At 69.5% G+C, this 17,196-nt stretch carries 17 protein-coding genes; 2 read left to right on the top strand and 15 right to left on the bottom strand.

Going from position 1 to position 17,196, the window contains the following annotated elements:
• Window positions 1–45: 45 nt before the first annotated feature.
• The 15 genes from AAHG09_RS08495 to AAHG09_RS08425 all read right to left on the bottom strand — a co-directional run bounded on the left by AAHG09_RS08495 (window position 46) and on the right by AAHG09_RS08425 (window position 14,551).
• Window positions 46–294, bottom strand: coding sequence for a hypothetical protein (locus AAHG09_RS08495; RefSeq protein WP_342106631.1), 249 nt, complete (start codon window positions 292–294; stop codon window positions 46–48).
• 189 nt (window positions 295–483) lie between these two features.
• Window positions 484–3,174, bottom strand: coding sequence for a pyruvate, phosphate dikinase (gene ppdK / locus AAHG09_RS08490; RefSeq protein WP_342106824.1), 2,691 nt, complete (start codon window positions 3,172–3,174; stop codon window positions 484–486).
• A gap of 165 nt (window positions 3,175–3,339) precedes the next feature.
• Window positions 3,340–3,483: a DUF3096 domain-containing protein gene (locus tag AAHG09_RS08485; RefSeq protein WP_133477127.1), complete on the bottom strand. Its 144-nt coding sequence runs from the start codon at window positions 3,481–3,483 to the stop codon at window positions 3,340–3,342.
• Window positions 3,484–3,592: 109 nt separating this feature from the next.
• The gene (pufC, locus tag AAHG09_RS08480) at window positions 3,593–4,705 is read right to left on the bottom strand and encodes a photosynthetic reaction center cytochrome PufC (protein WP_342106630.1); all 1,113 of its coding nucleotides are present in this window, start codon (window positions 4,703–4,705) and stop codon (window positions 3,593–3,595) included.
• Between the two features lie 10 nt (window positions 4,706–4,715).
• The gene (gene pufM, locus AAHG09_RS08475; RefSeq protein WP_342106629.1) at window positions 4,716–5,696 is read right to left on the bottom strand and encodes a photosynthetic reaction center subunit M; all 981 of its coding nucleotides are present in this window, start codon (window positions 5,694–5,696) and stop codon (window positions 4,716–4,718) included.
• 76 nt (window positions 5,697–5,772) lie between these two features.
• Window positions 5,773–6,597 (bottom strand): photosynthetic reaction center subunit L, encoded by an 825-nt coding sequence (pufL, locus tag AAHG09_RS08470; RefSeq protein ID WP_342106628.1) that lies wholly within the window; start codon window positions 6,595–6,597, stop codon window positions 5,773–5,775.
• A gap of 73 nt (window positions 6,598–6,670) precedes the next feature.
• The gene (pufA, locus tag AAHG09_RS08465) at window positions 6,671–6,859 is read right to left on the bottom strand and encodes a light-harvesting antenna LH1, alpha subunit (protein ID WP_342106627.1); all 189 of its coding nucleotides are present in this window, start codon (window positions 6,857–6,859) and stop codon (window positions 6,671–6,673) included.
• 10 nt (window positions 6,860–6,869) lie between these two features.
• Window positions 6,870–7,106: a light-harvesting antenna LH1, beta subunit gene (gene pufB / locus AAHG09_RS08460; RefSeq protein WP_012319767.1), complete on the bottom strand. Its 237-nt coding sequence runs from the start codon at window positions 7,104–7,106 to the stop codon at window positions 6,870–6,872.
• A 127-nt stretch (window positions 7,107–7,233) separates the two neighbouring features.
• Entirely contained in the window at window positions 7,234–7,455 is a 222-nt protein-coding gene (locus AAHG09_RS08455; protein WP_342106626.1) for a hypothetical protein, read from the bottom strand.
• 35 nt (window positions 7,456–7,490) lie between these two features.
• Window positions 7,491–8,957 carry a chlorophyllide a reductase subunit Z gene (gene bchZ / locus AAHG09_RS08450; RefSeq protein WP_342106625.1) on the bottom strand — a complete coding sequence of 489 codons (1,467 nt, stop codon included), beginning with the start codon at window positions 8,955–8,957 and terminating at the stop codon, window positions 7,491–7,493.
• Entirely contained in the window at window positions 8,957–10,486 is a 1,530-nt protein-coding gene (gene bchY / locus AAHG09_RS08445) for a chlorophyllide a reductase subunit Y (RefSeq protein WP_342106624.1), read from the bottom strand. Before bchY ends, bchZ begins: the two co-directional genes overlap by 1 nt.
• Before the next feature lie 5 nt (window positions 10,487–10,491).
• Window positions 10,492–11,496 (bottom strand): chlorophyllide a reductase iron protein subunit X, encoded by a 1,005-nt coding sequence (locus AAHG09_RS08440; RefSeq protein ID WP_342106623.1) that lies wholly within the window; start codon window positions 11,494–11,496, stop codon window positions 10,492–10,494.
• Window positions 11,493–12,431 carry a chlorophyll synthesis pathway protein BchC gene (gene bchC / locus AAHG09_RS08435; protein WP_342106622.1) on the bottom strand — a complete coding sequence of 313 codons (939 nt, stop codon included), beginning with the start codon at window positions 12,429–12,431 and terminating at the stop codon, window positions 11,493–11,495. The genes AAHG09_RS08440 and bchC overlap by 4 nt, the downstream gene beginning before the upstream one ends.
• Before the next feature lie 93 nt (window positions 12,432–12,524).
• Complete coding sequence (locus AAHG09_RS08430; protein WP_412760011.1) at window positions 12,525–13,670, bottom strand: methyltransferase; 1,146 nt, start codon at window positions 13,668–13,670, stop codon at window positions 12,525–12,527.
• An 11-nt stretch (window positions 13,671–13,681) separates the two neighbouring features.
• The gene (locus tag AAHG09_RS08425) at window positions 13,682–14,551 is read right to left on the bottom strand and encodes a polyprenyl synthetase family protein (RefSeq protein ID WP_342106620.1); all 870 of its coding nucleotides are present in this window, start codon (window positions 14,549–14,551) and stop codon (window positions 13,682–13,684) included.
• Window positions 14,552–14,660: 109 nt separating this feature from the next.
• On the opposite strand from AAHG09_RS08425, the gene crtD reads away from it, so the two are divergent.
• Both crtD and AAHG09_RS08415 read left to right on the top strand, forming a co-directional pair.
• Entirely contained in the window at window positions 14,661–16,193 is a 1,533-nt protein-coding gene (gene crtD, locus AAHG09_RS08420) for a 1-hydroxycarotenoid 3,4-desaturase CrtD (protein ID WP_342106619.1), read from the top strand.
• Window positions 16,190–17,074: a carotenoid 1,2-hydratase gene (locus AAHG09_RS08415; protein ID WP_342106618.1), complete on the top strand. Its 885-nt coding sequence runs from the start codon at window positions 16,190–16,192 to the stop codon at window positions 17,072–17,074. Before crtD ends, AAHG09_RS08415 begins: the two co-directional genes overlap by 4 nt.
• Window positions 17,075–17,196: the final 122 nt, after the last annotated feature.

Raw genomic sequence — 17,196 nt, 5'->3', positions numbered from 1 at the left:
GTCGATTTGCGAGTGAGACTATTTGCGGCGTGGTCGCCGGAACGATCAGCGCAACGGCTTCGACAGATTCACGCTGAGCGCCGACACCAGCGTCGCCGCATAGCTGTCGTCCTGCGTGGCCGTGATGCGTTCGGCTTCGGTGCCGCTATTCGCCGCCACCGACATCATGAGCATTCCGGCGGTGACCATTCCACCGAGGGCCGCAACGGACGCGAGATAGGCTCGCATGGCTGCTCGCGGCGCGACGGCCTGCTGTTCGTTGAGGCACAGGGGCGCGGAGTCGGTCTGGATCATGGCCGGTGATTCTGACGGGTGACGATGGACCCGCCGCGGATCGGAGAAAGACACGTCCGATCCATCGGCTCAATAGATCAACGCGGAATTTCCAGTCGAGTTCGTCGGAAGAACCGTGTTTTTCAACGGCTCTTCCGACGTGTGGTTGAGAACCGATGAGAAGGCGCTATCGCCCTCTCCCGGCGGGGCTCAGCCCTCCTTGCCGGACACCTTGCCGAGCGCCGCCTGGGCGGCCGCGAGGCGGGCGATCGGCACGCGGTAGGGCGAGCAGGACACGTAATCGAGCCCGACCTCCTGGCAGAAGCCGATCGAGGCCGGATCGCCGCCGTGCTCGCCACAGATGCCGAGCTTGATGTTCGGCCGGGTCTTGCGGCCCCGCTCGACACCGATCCGCACCAGCTCGCCCACGCCCTCCTGGTCGATGGTGATGAACGGATCGGCCGGCAGGATGCCCTTCTGGGTGTAGGGACCCAGGAAGGTCGCGGCGTCGTCGCGGGAGATGCCGAGCGCGGTCTGAGTCAGGTCGTTGGTGCCGAACGAGAAGAACTCGGCGGTCTCGGCGATCTCGCCCGCCTTGAGCGCCGCCCGCGGCAGCTCGATCATGGTGCCGACCTGATAGTCGAGGGTCGCGCCCTTCTCCTCCGACACGGCCTTCGCCATGGCGTCGATGCGGGCCTTCACGATGTCGAACTCGGCGCGGGTGAAGACCAGCGGCACCATCACCTCGGGGGTCACCGCCTGGCCGGTCTCGGCAGCGGCCTGCACGGCGGCCTCGAAGATCGCCCGGGCCTGCATCTCGGCGATCTCCGGGAAGGCGATGGCGAGGCGGCAGCCGCGGAAGCCGAGCATCGGATTGTGCTCGGACAGCTCGCGCATCCGATGCCGGATCTTCTCCTCGGAGACGCCCGTCGCCTTCACGACCTCCGCCACCTCGGCGTCGGTATGCGGCAGGAACTCGTGCAACGGCGGGTCGAGCAGGCGGATAGTGACCGGCAGGCCGGACATGATCGTGAACAGCTCCACGAAGTCCTGCCGCTGGTACGGCAGGATCTTCGCCAGAGCCGCCCGGCGGCCCTCGGCGTCGTCGGCCAGGATCATCTCGCGCACCGCGATGATGCGGTCACCCTCGAAGAACATGTGCTCGGTGCGGCAGAGGCCGATGCCCTCGGCGCCGAAGTTGCGCGCGGCCCGCGCATCCGTCGGCGTATCGGCGTTCGCGCGGACCTTCATGGCCCGGAACGCGTCCGCCCACTCCATCAGCGTGGCGAAGTCGCCCGAGAGCTCGGGCTCCAGCATCTTCACCTCGCCCTGGATCACCTGGCCGGTGGAGCCGTCGATGGTGATCCGATCGCCGGCCTTCAGCGCCACGCCGCCGACCGTCAAGGTCTGTGCCTTGTAGTCGATCCGGATCGACCCGACGCCCGACACGCAGGGCTTGCCCATGCCGCGGGCCACCACGGCCGCGTGGCTGGTCATGCCGCCGCGGGTGGTCAGGATGCCCTCGGCGGCGTGCATGCCGTGGATGTCCTCGGGCGAGGTCTCGATCCGCACGAGGATGCATTTGCGCTCGGCCTTGCGATGGGCCTCGGCGTCCTCGGAATTGAACACGATCTCGCCCGTGGCGGCGCCCGGCGAGGCCGGCAGGCCGGAGGCGATCACCTTCCGGTCGGCCTTCGGGTCGATGGTCGGGTGCAGGAGCTGGTCGAGGGCACCGGGCTCGACCCGGCCGATCGCCTCCTCCTTCGAGATCAGCCCCTCGCCCGCCAGATCAACGGCGATGCGCAGGGCGGCCTTGGCCGTGCGCTTGCCGTTGCGGGTCTGGAGCATCCAGAGCTTCCCCTTCTCGATGGTGAACTCCATGTCCTGCATGTCGCGGTAGTGGCTCTCCAGGATCCCGTAGATCCGGGTCAGCTCCGCGTAGCTCTCGGGCATGGCCTTCTCCATGGAAGGCTTGTCGCTCTCGGCCTCGATCCGGGCCTTCTCGGTGATGTTCTGCGGGGTGCGGATGCCCGCCACCACGTCCTCACCCTGAGCGTTGATCAGGAACTCGCCGTAGAGCGCCTTCTCGCCGGTGGACGGGTTGCGCGTGAAGGCGACGCCGGTGGCCGAGGTGTCGCCCATGTTGCCGAACACCATCGCCTGGACGTTGACGGCCGTGCCCCAGCTCTCGGGGATATTGTTCAGCTCGCGGTACTTCTTGGCGCGCGGGATCATCCACGAATTGAAGACCGCGCTGATGGCGCCCCAGAGCTGGTCGTCGGCCCCCTGCGGGAAGTCCGAGCCGTGCTCGTCGCGGACGATCTTCTTGTAGGTCTGGATCAGGGTCTTCCAGTCGCCGGCACCGAGATCGGTGTCGAGGTCGAAGCCCTTGCTCTCCTTGTACTGCTCCAGGGCCTCCTCGAAGGCGTGGTGCTCAACGTTCAGCACCACGTTCGAGTACATGGTGATGAAGCGGCGGTAGGAATCGTAGGCGAAGCGCTCGTCGTCGGCTTCCTTGGCCAGCGCCAGCACGGTCTCGTCGTTGAGGCCGAGGTTCAGCACCGTGTCCATCATGCCGGGCATCGAGGCGCGGGCACCGGAGCGGACCGAGACGAGGAGGGGGTTGGTGTTGTCGCCGAACTTGCGGCCCGTCAGGGCGCCGACCTGGGCGAGCGCGGCCGTGACCTGATCCTTCAACTCCGGCGGGTAGGCCTTGCCGTGATCGTAATAGTAGGTGCAGACTTCGGTGGTGATGGTGAAGCCGGGGGGCACCGGCAGGCCGAGATTGCACATCTCGGCGAGGTTGGCCCCCTTGCCGCCGAGGAGGTCGCGCATCTGCGACTTGCCCTCCGCCTTGCCGTCGCCGAAGGCATAGACCCACTTCGCGCTGCCGGTCGCCATGTCGATCCCGTCCATCTCTGATGCCCGGCTCCGGCCGAGCTGATGGGCGGGGTTGGACCATCCCGCACCGCAACGCAAGATGAACGCGCGATGGCGTTGTGCGCATGCGGCTGACGGTGATGCCGGTCTGTCAGGCAAGCCGCCCCCGCCCGGGAGCGATGCGGCCTAACGCAGTATTCCAAGGCCGATAACGCCGACCACGATCAGGTAGATCGCCACGATGTAGTTGAGAAGCCGCGGCACCACCAGAATCAGGATTCCGGCCAGGATCGCGATGAGGGGCTGCAGGTTCGAGATGGTGATCGTCATGGGCGCCTCTCACAAGGCCGAGCTTGGCCGCCGATAACAGCGATCCTACTCAGCGGAGGTTCCCCGGAGCTTGCGCACGGCGGAGCTGATCGCTCCGCCGCGGCTCATGTCAGGGCTTGGTCGGCTTCGGCGTCGGCGTGTTGGTGCCCGGGATCGGGTCCTTCGCCTCGCCGACCGGCAGGCTCGCCTCGATGGTCGGGTGCGCCAGCTCGGGATAGGGCTCGATCACGTTGGCGCCGTTGAGCGGCTTGTTGGCGCCGTTGTGGCAGGTCGCGCAGTAGATCTTCGGCGCGTCCCCGAGCGGACCGAGCCGGTTGCGCGGGAAGGTCGAGGTCAGCGGCGTCATGTAGTCCTGGTTGAGGTCCCGCACCATGCGGATCCCGTACCAGGCGTGGACGCGATTGGGCGTACTCGTATCCCACTGCGCCACCGAGCGGGTGTTGTGGCAGAAGGTGCAGTTCACGCCGAGCGACTGCGACATGCTGATCATGAGGCCGAAGGTCTTCTCGGCGTCCTGGATCGGCTTGCCCTTGGAGTCCGGCAGCGCCGTGGTTGCGTTGACCCGGATCGCGTCCTCCGACGTCTCCTTGTGCTGATAGAAGGCCTGGTAGATGTCGTAAGGCAGCGAGGTGTTGCCGACATTGGCCGAGGCGAGGTTCTGGCTGTTGTTGCGCGGGATGAACCGCCCGGCTCCCTGGACAGGTTGATCGAACCAGATATTGGCCGGCACCGGATTGCCCCGGTGACAGGTGTAGCAGGTCACGCCGGCCTGATGGACGTGGTTCTCCTTCCAGGACGAATTGATGTACTGGGTCATCTGAAACATGCGCCGGGCGACGCGCTTCTGATAGAGCTCGTCGGAGGCCATGTTCTCGGTGCTGTGGCAGTAGGTGCAGCCCTGCTGCGGCGCGACCCATTCGGTGATCGACACCATGATGCGGTTGAACTGCTCGGCCGAGAGATCGCCCAGCACCTGGACGTTCTCGTAGACCGCGGAGGCCTTCTCGCCGCCGGGTTCGGCGGGATCGGCCGGCGCCGGTGCCCGGTTGGCGTCGGCCAGCGCCTCGTTGCCGGCCCGGGTGCGGATCAGATCCATCGCGGTGCCGCGGAAGCCGGTCTGCTTGACCGCCATGGGCGGGTGGGTCCAACCCGCCCCGCCGAACATCGCGATGGTCAGGAACAGCGCCAGCGCCCCGCCGACGACCGCCAGAACTGTCTTCATGACGGCCTCCTTACGGCTTCATGCCGGGTGCGAGATGGGCGGGATCCACGATCGGGCCGTAGACCTGGGGATATTGGGGGGCCACGCCGTGCTTGACGGCCCAGAGGTACCAATTGTCGACCACGGTGCCGGTGAGCAGGATGCCGATGCCGCCGGTGAGCGTGGTCAGCACGGCGAACCACCACGCCCAGCGGTGGATCGACTCCATCGTGGCGTTGAAGCCCATGGTCCAGCGCCAGAACAGGGCGGCGCGCTCTGTGGCGGTGCCGCGATCGACGATCTGGTCGATCTCGCGCTCGGCGCCGTAGCGCGAGCACGCCAGGATGGTGCCGCCGTGCATCGCGAACAGCAGCGTCGATCCGTAGAGGAACGTGATCGAGAGCATGTGGAACGGGTTGTAGAAGAGGTTGCCGTAGCGGAGCGAGAACGCCGCGGTCCAATCGAGGTGCGGGAAGATGCCGAACGGCACCGCCTCGGACCACGAGCCCATCAGCACCGGGCGGATGAAGCCGAGCACGAGGTAGAGCCAGATCGCCGAGGCGAAGGCCCACGGCACGTGGGTTCCGAGGCCGAGGGCGCGGGCCCGCCGGTAGAGGTGAACCCACCAGAGCAGGATCGACGCGGTGAGGAAGAAGCCGGCGATCAGCCACCAGCCGCCCTCGTTCAGCGGAGGCAGAATCTTCAGGCCGTATTTCGGAAGCGGCGGCTCCAGCGCCAGCCAGGGCAGTTGCCGGACGAACTGGACCGGGTCCCAGTTCACCGAGGCCCACATATTGAGTCCGATGATCTCGAACGCGATCAGACCGCAGGTGATCGACAGGGCCGCGATGTAGCCGATGTAGATCGGACCGACCTGGCTGTTGCCGATGAGGCCGAACAGATAGCTGTTGAACGGCTTGCCGACGCGGTCGTCGACCGCCACCGGCACGCCGTGTTCCGGCTTCAGCGGGCGCACCTGAACCTGCGTGAAGATGTTCTGGTAATAGGCCATGGCCTGCCCTCCCCCGGGAGTGCCGCGCCGGAGCGCAGCTCGTCTCAGTCGTTGTGAAGCCCGCTCGGCGTGTCGCTCATCGCCAGACCGGCAGGTTGAGCCACCAGCCCCACCATTGCGGCCAGCCCTGCGTCCAGAACGGCCCGCTGATCACGATGCAGACCGCGCTCCAGAAGCCCGCCGCCAGGGCGAGGAACAGGCCGAGGCGATGCACGCCGAGGGTGCCGATCGAGTAGCCGATCGTGTCGCGGAAGAAGGTGTCCTCGTGCTCGGGCGTCTTGACGGTCTCGCCCTTCTTCGGATTCGTCGCCGAGAGGATGAGGCCGCCGTGCATGGCGAGCGCCAAAGTCGTGGTGAAGAAGAATGTCACCGCGAGCATGTGAGCCGGATTATAATGGAAGTGTAGATACTGATATCCGGTATTCGACACCCAATCGAGATGGCTCAGGATGCCATAGGGAAAGCCGTAGCCCCAGGCGCCCATCAGGAACGGGCGGATCACAACCAGCGTGAAATAGGCGAAGATCGCCATGCCGAAGGCCACCGGCACGTGGTAGCCGATGCCGAGCTTGCGGCAGATCTCGACCTCGCGCAGCGCCCAGGACACGAACGAGCCCAGCGCGCACATGGTGATGATCTGCCAGAGGCCGCCCTCCTTGAGCGGGGCGAGCTTCAGCCCGTAGCTGATGTCGGGCGGCGCGATGTTGATCTGCCAGACGTTCCAGGTCGGCCCGATAGCCGCGCCGTAGATGACGAGCGCGGTACCCAGCACCGTGAAGAACAGCCCGACCACGCCGAAGAACCCGACGAAGAACGGCCCGATCCAGAAATCGAACAGGTCGCCGCCGAGCAGGGTGCCGCCGCGGATCCGGTATTTGCGCTCGAAGCTCAGCATCGCCATGGCGACCACCCCTTTCGGGCCGGAGACAGGAAGGGTGACCGCGGCCCTCGCGCGCCGCGGTCCGGACCGGACGTCAGGCCGGCAGATGCGGCAGGGCGAGCGTGATCGCGTTCGCCTGCTTGTTGGCCTTCGGACCTTCCAGCCAGTTGAACCGGTCGGTCGAGAGCAGGATGAAGTGGATCAGCAGCGCCAGGATGAAGAGGAAGGTGAACAGAGCCACCAGCGTGCGCCGCGGATCGAACAGCAACCAGACCTTGTGCATTCGAGCCTCCTCAGCCGATCATCGTGACGAGGGCGTGGGCCGCATCGCGGACGCCCTCAAGGGAGGCGTAGCCCTGCGGTCCAGGGAGCCACGGACGCCACAGCCAGACGAGGATGTGGGCGACCACGGCAATCGCCGTGAAAATGAGGAAGCTCGTCAGGAAGATCGCGTGGAACTCCTTGGCTTCCGGTTCCGTCAGCCCGGACAGGCTGCTCGGTCTTTCTGTTGTGACGGGTCCACTCGCCATCGTTCAGACCTCCGTGTGTTGGCCGCGCCCCTGGGGAGGCGCGACGGGTTCAGCCGTGGGACCTCGCGGCGCCCCCGGCCCAACTTCCCCCGCGTCACCGGACGGAAGCATCTCGCTCAGGGGCGTTTCAGCCCATGAAGGCGAAGGGAATCGCCTGAACCGCCAGGGCGCGGGCCTCGCCGAAGACCGAGCGGCGCGCCGGCGCCAAGCCCGGACGGGCGATCTCGCGGGCGGGCCGCACCCGGTTGACCGCCGCCGCGGCGAGGAAGAACGGGTAGGTCGCCGCCAGGATCAGTCGGAACTGAATCGCTTCCTGGTGCTGGCGGCCGGTCGGGACCATCGTGCGCATCGGCAGGTCTCCTCTGGGTGAAACGGTAAACGGGCTCATGCCGGGATCCCCCCGGCGAGATCGGCCCGGGCCCGCGCCACATGGGCGGGCGCCACGGCCTCGGATTCGGCGTCGCGCGCGGCGCGCTCGGCGGCGTCGCGCAGGCGCTTGGCGGCGGAGATGCGCGCCAGCACCGGTTGCAGCTCCACCAGGGCGTCGAGCGCCTGCCGGGCGGCCTCGTCCCAGGGCAGCTCCGCGTGGCGCCGGGCCGGGGTCGCCTCGACCTTGTCCATGTCGCGGGCGAGCGGCAGGATGTGGAAGAGGGTGTCGAACAGGGCGTTGCAGACCTCCTGCACGAGGTAGGTCGCGCCGGCGTAGCCCATGAACGGCGTGCCGGTGTGCCGCCGGATGATCGCGCCGGGGAACGAGGCCGGCACGTAGGTCGCCCGGGCACCGCACTCGGCAAGGTACATCCGCTCGTTGAACGAGCCGAACAGCACCAACGGCGGCTTCGCGGCGATGGCGGCGCGGACGGCGGCATTGTCGGGCTTCAGCCCGGCCGAGCGCCCGAAGGCGAAATGGCAGGGCAGGCCCATCTCGTCCTCGAGAAAATGGCGCACCCCGCGGGCGTAGGTCTCGGTGGCGACGATGCCGAAGCTCGCGGTCCCGAAGAAGTCCTGCGTCACCGAGCGCCAGAGGTCCCAGACCGGCTTGATCGTGGTGTGCCGCTCGCGCTCGATGAACGGCTCGGGGTCGAGGCCCAGAATTGCGCCGAGCGAGCGCAGGAACTTGGTGGTCGACAGGATGCCGATCGGGGCCTGAAGGTACGGGCGCTCCAGATCCTCGCAGAGGAGCCGGCCGAACTCCCGGTACAGGCAGATATTGGCGTCGGCGTTGACGAGCTTCGGCACGTCGGCGAGGTGCGCACCGAGCGGGAAGGTCAGGTTCACCTCGGCGCCGATGCCTTCGACCAGCCGCCGGATCTCGGCGAGGTCGGAGGGCATGTTGAAGGTGCCGTAGGCCGGGCCGATCAGGTTCACCCGCGGTTTCTCGCCGGGCTTCTTCTCGGGCCGGGCCGGAATGCCCTTCTTGGCGAACTTTTTCGCCCCGTATTCCTGCCAGAGCCAGCGCATCGCCCGGTCGGCGGCCTGCCACTGGTCCTCGTCGATGGTGCGGGGCAGGAAGCGCTGGAGGCCGGTCCCCTCCGGCGTCACGCCGCCGCCGATCATCTCGGCGATGGAGCCGGTCACCACGACGCTGGGCTGACCGGGATCGAGGGTGGCGTGGGCGCGCTTCATGGCGCCCTCGGTGCCGTGGCGGCCGAGTTCCTCTTCCGCCAAGCCCGTGACGACGATCGGCAACTCGTGCGGCGGCAGCGCATCGGTGTAGTGCAGCACCGAAGTGACCGGCAGGTTCTCGCAGCCCACGGGGCCGTCGATGACGACCTGCAGGCCCTTGATCGCCGTGAAGACGTAGACCGCGCCCCAGTAGCCGCCGGCCCTGTCGTGATCGAGGATGAGCATCAGGCCATCTCCCCGATCGGCTTCTTGGGGCCTTCGATCTTCGGCCCCTGGCGCTTCTGCGGCACCTCCTGCCAGACCCCCGCGGCGTGGCCCGTGCCGACGCCCTCGAAGAAGTCGCGCATGGCGTCGAACCGCGCCTTGTTGCCCAGCGCCGCGTTGATGACCGTGGCGAGCGAGCCCGCGCCGGCCGCTCCCATCAGCGGGCGGGCCGAGATCAGATTGGTGAAGTAGAGCGCCGGGGTGCCGCGCTCCTTGGCCCGCTGCACCACCGGCGTCGTGCCGATGGCGAGGTCGGGCTTCAGCGACTCGAAGGCGTAGAGGTCGTCCTCCAGGGAGGCCCGGTAGCGCACCTGCGTGCCCCGGGATTCGAGCCAGTCGCGATCGGCCTCCGACCAGGGCGTGCGCGGGCAGGCGGTGCCGACATACGGCACCTCGGCGCCGCTCTCGACGAGGAGGCGCGCCACCAGCAGCTCCGAACCCTCGTAGCCCGAGAGTGTGATCCGCCCTTTGATCGGCATCGCGCCGAGCGCGCCGCGGATGCCGGGCAGGATCCGGTTCTTCGCCGCCTCGACGGTGGTGCGGGGCACGCCGCAGGCGTCGCCGATCCGGTCGAGCCAGTCGGCGGTGCCGTCGACACCCACCGGGGCCGAGCCGACGATCGGGCGGCCGGCCGCCTCGAACTCGCGGATCGAGGCGGTGTAGAACGGGTGGATCGCCGCCACCGCGGCGCAGTCGAGGGCGGCGTAGAGTTCGCGCCACTCCCGCGTGGGGACGACGGGTCCGGCGGCGAGACCGAGCGGCTCCAGGAGCGAACCGATCACAACGGGATCGGCCGGGAACACCTCGCCGAGAAGCGCCACGCTCGGGCGCTCCGAGCGACCGCCGCGGGGTGCGGCCACCGGACCCTGCTCGGCCTCGCTGCGGGCCACCTTCAGCATGGCGCCGGCCAGGACGTCCTTGGCCTCGGCATGGGTCGGCACGCCGAAGCCCGGCACGTCGATGCCGATCACCCGGACGCCGTCGATCTCCTTCGGCAGCAGGCGGAGCGGCACGCCGGAGGCGGTCGGCACGCAGAGGTTGATCACGACGACGGCGTCGTAATCCTCCGGCTTCGCGGTGGCGTGGACCGCCTCCCGGATGTCCTCGAACAGCTTGCCGGTGACCAGGGTCTCCGAATTGAACGGCACGTAGCCGACGCTGCGCTTCGCCCCGTAGAAATGCGACGTGAAGGTCAGCCCGTAGACGCAGCAGGCGCTGCCCGACAGGATCGTGGCGGTGCGGCGCATCCGCAGCCCGACCCGCAGCGAGCCGAAGGCCGGACACATGCTTTGCGGCTGATCGTGCGGGCCCTGCGGATAATCCTCGCGCAGTTGCGCCAGCGTCTCCGACATGCCGGCGGCCTCGGCGGCCGCCACCATCGCGTCCTTGCCGGCGTGGCAGCCCAGGCCGTCGCTCTGCGCGGCGGCGAGGTCGATGGCGGCCGGCGCCTTGCGGGCCCGCAGGTCGGCGATGTCGAGGGAGACGGCCATGCGCGTCAGACCTCGTCGTACACGACTTCGAGGGACGGCTTGGTCACCTGGGCTACGCCGCACATGTCCTCGTGGGTGGCCGGCACCAGAACCACGTCGCGGCCCGTGGTCTCGCTGGAGAACAGGCCCAGCAGCCCGTCCTGTGTCAGCGGCGTCGGGCGGTGCGGCGCGGCCTCCGCGACGTTGGCGGCGAGCCCAGAGAACAGGTCGCCCCAGCGCCCGTCCGGCTTGCCGATGATCTCGTAATTCGCGCTCTTGCGGCGGATGTCCTCGTCGGCCGGGATCGAGGCCAGGACCGGAATGCCGGCGGCTTCCGCGAAGGCCTGGGCCTCGCCGGTGCCGTCATCCTTGTTGATCACGAGGCCGCCGACGCCGACATTGCCGCCGAGCTTGCGGAAGTACTCCACCGCCGAGCAGACGTTGTTGGCGACGTAGAGCGACTGCAGGTCGTTCGAGCCGACGACGATGACCTTCTGGCACATGTCCCGGGCGATCGGCAGGCCGAAGCCGCCGCAGACCACGTCACCCAGGAAGTCGAGCAGGACGAAGTCGAAGCCCCACTCGTGGAAGCCGAGCTTCTCCAAGAGCTCGAAGCCGTGGATGATGCCGCGCCCACCGCAGCCGCGCCCGACCTCGGGGCCGCCGAGCTCCATCGCGTAGACGCCGTCGCGCTTGAAGCAGACGTCGCCGATCGCGACTGCCTCGCCCGCGAGCTTCTTCCTGGTCGAGGTCTCGATGATGGTCGGGCAGGCCTTGCCGCCGAACAGCAGCGAGGTGGTGTCGCTCTTCGGATCGCAGCCGATCAGCAGAACCTTCTTGCCCTGCTGGGCCATCATGTAGCTGAGGTTCGCCAGCGTGAACGACTTGCCGATGCCGCCCTTGCCGTAGATCGCGATGATCTGCGTTTCTTTCTTGGCCGGCGCGGTGGACACGGCATCGGGCTCGATGGCTGCCTCGGCGCGGAGCTGGGTCGCTTGGGACAGGGCGGCCTTGTTGAGCTGAACGTTCACGCGGCGTCCCTCCAGTCGAGGATCATCTTCAGGCAGGCGGGGTCCGAGAAGGCGGTGCGGTAGGCACCCTCTGCCTCGACCGCCGGTGCGCGATGGGTGATCAGCCCGTCGAGCGAGAGGCGGCCGCCGTCGATGAGGCGCGTCACGGCCGCGAGGTCGTCCGGGCGGAACTCGGCCGAGATGCGGATCCGGGCCTCGCGCATGAAGGCCGGCGGGAAGGCGAAGCTGAGCGGCGCCTCGTAGAAGCCCGCCAGCACGATCTCGCCGCCGGGCGCGAGCCGGGCGATCAGCGCGTCGAGGCCGGAGGCGTCGCCGCTGACATCGGTGATGACGGCGTAGTCGCGGCGGGAATCGTCCTCCGGGGCGAGGATCGTGTAGCCGTGCTCGCCCCCTCGACGGATCGGATCCCGCTCCCAGACGGTCGGTGCGGCGCCGGCAGCGAGCGTCAGCCGCGCGAGCAATCGGCCGAGCACCCCGTGGCCGACGATCAGCGGGGTCGCGCCGGGCAGAAGGCCGCCGAGCGCGCGATAGGCGGTCGCCGCCAGGGCAAGCAGGCACGCGGTGTCGCCGTGCCCCGCATCGACGGGGACGAGCCGGCTGGCGGGCGCAACGAGATGCGAGGCGGCCCCGCCGAACAGGCCACGGACCGCGCCGAAGCAACGGGCGCCCGGCACGAAGACGGTCTGGCCGATACGGACTGCGCCGGATGCGTCTGCGTCCACGACCGTGCCGACGGACTCGTATCCCGGCACCAGCGGGTAGCCCATTCCGGGGAACGGCGGCATGCGGCCCGACCAGAGCAGACGCTCGGTCCCGGTGCTGATCCCGCTCCAGGCGATCGCCACCACCGCGTCGGACCCGTTGGCAGCCTCCAGCGGCAGCCGCTGGACCGACAGGTGTTCGGGACGTTCGAGGATGACGGCGAGCGCATCCATTGTGGGAATTTCCGCCCTGCTACACGCGACTCTCGCAGGAACGACGTCGCGATGTGTCATCCTAGATAGACATATGTGAGCGTCAAGTCAGAGTTACTGAATGGCGCCCGATTTTTGGGCGATCAGCACCCGAGCGAGCAACGGACGACGGGTTTTGGCCTCGTGGATCGCGGCGAATCCGGCCTCCCGCAGCATGGTTTGCAGTTCCGTGCTGCGGCGCGGCCGGCCGGAGCCCATGGCCAACAGGTACAAGCCGAAATAGGCATCGCCGACGGGCTCCGCCCCCGGCGTCCCGGCCATCGGCTCGGCCAGGATCAGGCGACCACCCGGCGGTAGCGCCCCGTGCGCGGCCGCAAGGAGGGCCTGAGCCGGGCCATCGTCATGGTCGTGGACGATGCGCACCAACGAGATGGCGTCGGCTCCCGATGGCAGGCCAGCGTGGAAGTCGCCGCCGCGGCAGGTGATTCGGTCGCCGAGCCCCTGGCGCGACAGCCGTGCGCTCGCACGCTCCGCGACGGCGGGCAGGTCGAGAAGGGTCAGATCGAGCTGCGGGTGCCGGGCGGCGACCGCTTCGAGGAACACGCCCTCGCCGCCGCCGACATCCATCAGGCCCCGGGTTGTGGACAGGTCGCAGGCATCGAGGACGTCCTCGGCGATCATGGCCTGCGAGGCGCCCATCAGGGCACTGTAGCGGGCATAGGCTTCGGGTTCGGCCGCGGTGCCGGACGCGTAGGGCCAGTAGCCCGACAGGCGGGTCGGCTGCGCTTGGCCACGCAGCAGGCGAACCGGGTCGGCGAGATCGGCGTAGAGCAGCGCGTGGTGCTCCACCATTCCGGCGATGCCGGGATTGCCGATGAGCGCGGCGCCGAGATCCGCGAGCCCGTAGCGATCGCCCTTCAGCGACCGTACCAAGCCGAGGGACTCGGCGGCGCGGAGCAGGCGCCGGGCATTGTCGGGCGGCAGATCGAGCCGGCGTGCCAGGATATCCATGGGCACCGGCCCATCGGCCAGGATCGCGAAGAGATCGAGCCGGATGCAGGCGGTCAGGACCTGCGCGTAGACGAACCCGGCGCAGAGATCGAACAGGGCGCGGGTGTTGCGGCGGGCGATGCCCCGAGTAAGCGGAAACCCTGCCGCCCAGCGCTGGAACCGCGGGTTCGCCACGAGTCGATTGCGCCATGCGAGCCACCGCTCGCCCCAGGCGGTTGGGGCCGGCGGGTTCACCCCGGCGCCGGGCAGGGAACCGGCGCTCAGGCCACCACCGCCCGCAGGCTCGCGGGCAGGAACAGCCGCGCCTGCGCCTCGATCTCGGCGGTGAGAGTCGCGGCGCCCGGACAATCCGGGATCGCCGCCACGGCCTCGCGGGTGAGCCGCGACAGGCGATCCAGCGCGCCGCCCGTACCGAGCAGCGCCGCCGCGTTCGGGCGGCCGAGCGTGGCATCGCGCCCGGCCGGCTTGCCGATCTCCTCCTGCCGGCACGCCACGTCCCGCAGGTCGTCGGCCACCTGGTAGGCCTCGCCCAGGCATTCACCGAGCCTGCGCCAGGGCTCGGCCTCGACTCCCGCCGCGGCGGCGCCGGCGGCCGTGGCCGCGGCGAACAGCGCGCCCGTCTTGGCCTGCTGGTAGTCGCTCAGGCTGATATGCGCCTCCGATTCCCACGCCTGACCGGCCGCGATGCCGGTGGGCGAGCCGGCGGCCCGGCCGAGCAGGCCCACTAGGCGGACGAGGCGCCCCGGATAGGGCCCCGCCGCCCGGGCCAGCGTCTCGAAGGCGAGGACGATCAAGGCGTCGCCCGCCAGCACCGCGATGGGCTCGCCGAAGGCGACATGAACGGAGGGCTTCTGCCGGCGCATCGGCGCGTCGTCGAAGCATGGCAGATCGTCGTGGACGAGGGACGCGCAGTGCAGCAGCTCGATGGCCGCCGCCGCCGCCGTGGACCCGGCCGGATCGTCGTCGCCGCAGGCCTGCGCCACGGAGAGGCATAGGCGCGGACGGATCCGGTGCCCGCCCGGAAACACCGCGTAGCGCAGCGCCTCGGCGAGCAGCGGCGGCGCCCCGGGGGCCTCCGCGTGCGCCACGGCGCGATCCAGCGCCATCTCGATTCGCCGGCCCGACTCCATCGCGCTGCCTCCCATGTAAATATGGCTTGTCAGCAACAGGTGTCATTTCTTATTGACACTGCTTGGTCGGGAGATCAATCCCGTTCCGAGGGCTGAAAGCGGGGCGAGCGTGGCGCAGGAACGCGTCGTCGTGATCGGGGCCGGGATCGGCGGCTTGGCCGCCGCGCTCCGGCTCGCGCAGGCGGGGCTCGACGTCACCGTTCTCGAACAGGCCGCGAAGCCGGGCGGCAAGATGCGCAGCGTTCCGGTCGAGGGCCGAGCCGTCGAGGCGGGACCGACGGTCTTCACCATGCGCTGGGTGTTCGAGGAGCTGTTCGCAGAGTGCGGCGAACGGCTGGGCGACCGGGTTGCGCTGAGCCCGGCGAGCCTCCTCGCCCGGCACGCCTGGAGCCGTGACGAACGCCTGGACCTGTTCGCCGATATCGAGGCCTCCGCCTCGGCCATCGCGGCCTTCGGGGGCCCCCGCGAGGCCGATGGCTACCGGCGATTCTGCGCCCGGTCGGCGGAGGTCTACCGCACCCTCGAAGGCCCGTTCATCCGCGACGGGCGGACCAACCCGGCAGGCCTCGCCAAGCGGGTCGGACTCTCCGGCCTCGGCGATCTCTGGCGAATTCAGCCCTTCGCCACCCTGTGGTCGGCGCTCGGGACCTTCTTCCGCGATCCGCGGCTGCTGCAGCTGTTCGGCCGCTACGCCACCTATTGCGGCGCCTCGCCGTTCAGCGCGCCGGCGACCCTGATGCTGGTGGCCCATGTGGAGCAGGCCGGCGTCTGGACCGTGGCGGGGGGCCTGAGCGCCCTGGCCCAGTCCGTGGCGGATCTCGCCGCCGAGCGCGGCGCGGCGTTCCGGTACGGTGCCCATGTCGAGCGCATCATCGCAGAGGGCGACCGGATCACCGGGGTCGTTCTGGCCGGCGGCGAGCGTATCGCCGCGGACCTCGTCATCTGCAACGCCGACTGCGCCGCCCTCGGTGCCGGGCTGCTCGGCCGCGATGCCGCCTCCGCTGGCGAACGGCTGGCGCCGGCCGAGCGCTCACTCTCGGCCGTGACCCTCTGCGCGGTGGCGGAAACCCGCGGCTTCCCGCTCGCGCACCACACCGTGTTCTTCTCGCGGGACTACCGCGCCGAATTCGACGCGATCCTGCGACACCGCCGCCTGCCCGACGACCCGACCGTCTACGTCTGCGCGCAGGACCGGACGGAACCGGGCAGCGCGCCGTCAGGACCCGAGCGCCTGCTCCTCCTCGTCAACGCCCCGGCGGATGGCCGGGAACGTCCGCCCACGCCGCCGGAGATCGAGACATGCGCGACGAACCTGCTGCGCCGGTTGGAGGCCTGCGGGCTGAGCCTGGACTTGGCGGCGCCCGTGACGACGACGCCCCGGGAGTTCGAGGCGCTGTTTCCGGGGACGGGGGGCGCCCTCTACGGGCGGGCGGCGCAGGGCTGGGCGGCGACCTTCAAGCGGGCCGGCGCGCGGACGGCGATCCCGGGCCTGTACCTCGCGGGGGGCTCGGTCCATCCGGGGCCGGGCGTGCCGATGGCGGCGCAGTCCGGCCGGCTGGCGGCGGCGGCGATCTTGGACGACCGCGCTTCGACGGCGCGGTCGCGCCAAGCGGCTACGCTTGGTGGTACGTCGATGCGGTGAGCGATGACGGGCGGCAGGGCCTCACCATCATCGCGTTCATCGGCAGCGTGTTCTCGCCCTACTACGCCTGGAGCGCGGACCGGGACCCGTTCGACCATTGCGCGATGAACGTCGTGCTGTACGGCGCGCAGAGCCGTTTCGCCATGACGGAGCGGCGCGCCGACAGCCTGTCGCGCGACGCCGACCACATCGCCATCGGGCCGAGCGCGATGCATTGGGACGGCACGGCGCTGACCATCCGGATCGACGAGCGCGGGTCTCCCCTGCCCCACCGGCTGCGCGGCACGGTCCGGCTGGAGCCCCCTGGCTTCACCGCCGGTCCGTTCCACCTCGACCGCGCCGGGCGCCACCGCTGGTGGCCGATGGCACCGTCCTCACGGGTTGAGGTCGCGTTCGATCAGCCGGGCCTCAAATGGAGCGGGAGCGCCTATTTCGACACCAATGACGGCGATGAGGCCCTGGCGGACGCGTTCACCCGCTGGACCTGGTGCCGGGCCGATCTGCCGGACGGCGCCGCGATCCTGTACGACGTGCAGCACCGGGACGGCGGCGGCCAGAACCTCTCCCTGCGGTTCAACCGGGACGGCAGCCGCCGCGAGATCCGCCCCCCCACGGCCGCCGCGCTACCGGCCACGCGCCTCTGGCGGATGCCGCGCGAGACCCGCAGCGACGACGGCCGCGCCCGCGTCCTCACCACTTACGAGAACACGCCGTTCTACGCCCGCTCGCTGCTCGCCTCGACGCTCTGCGGCGAGCCGGTGCGCGCTATGCACGAAAGCCTGTCGCTCGATCGGTTCAAGAACCCGCTGGTCCAGCTGATGCTGCCGTTTCGCATGCCGCGGCCGCCGATTCGGCCAGTCGATCCGGCGGGGCGCAGGTAACGCCGCCCGCCGCGAAGGTTGTTCCGGAGACCGAAACCCGTCGCACGGATGCAACGGGATGGCCGCCCCCGCCCGACGGTGCTGTTTACCGTGCGGCCCCGCTTGTGCGAGAGGACGTCGGC

Source organism: Methylobacterium guangdongense (assembly GCF_038442355.1).
Taxonomy (GTDB): domain Bacteria; phylum Pseudomonadota; class Alphaproteobacteria; order Rhizobiales; family Beijerinckiaceae; genus Methylobacterium; species Methylobacterium guangdongense.
The sequence above is the reverse complement of the archived record's forward strand: the minus strand, read 5'-3'. Positions and strand labels throughout refer to the sequence as shown.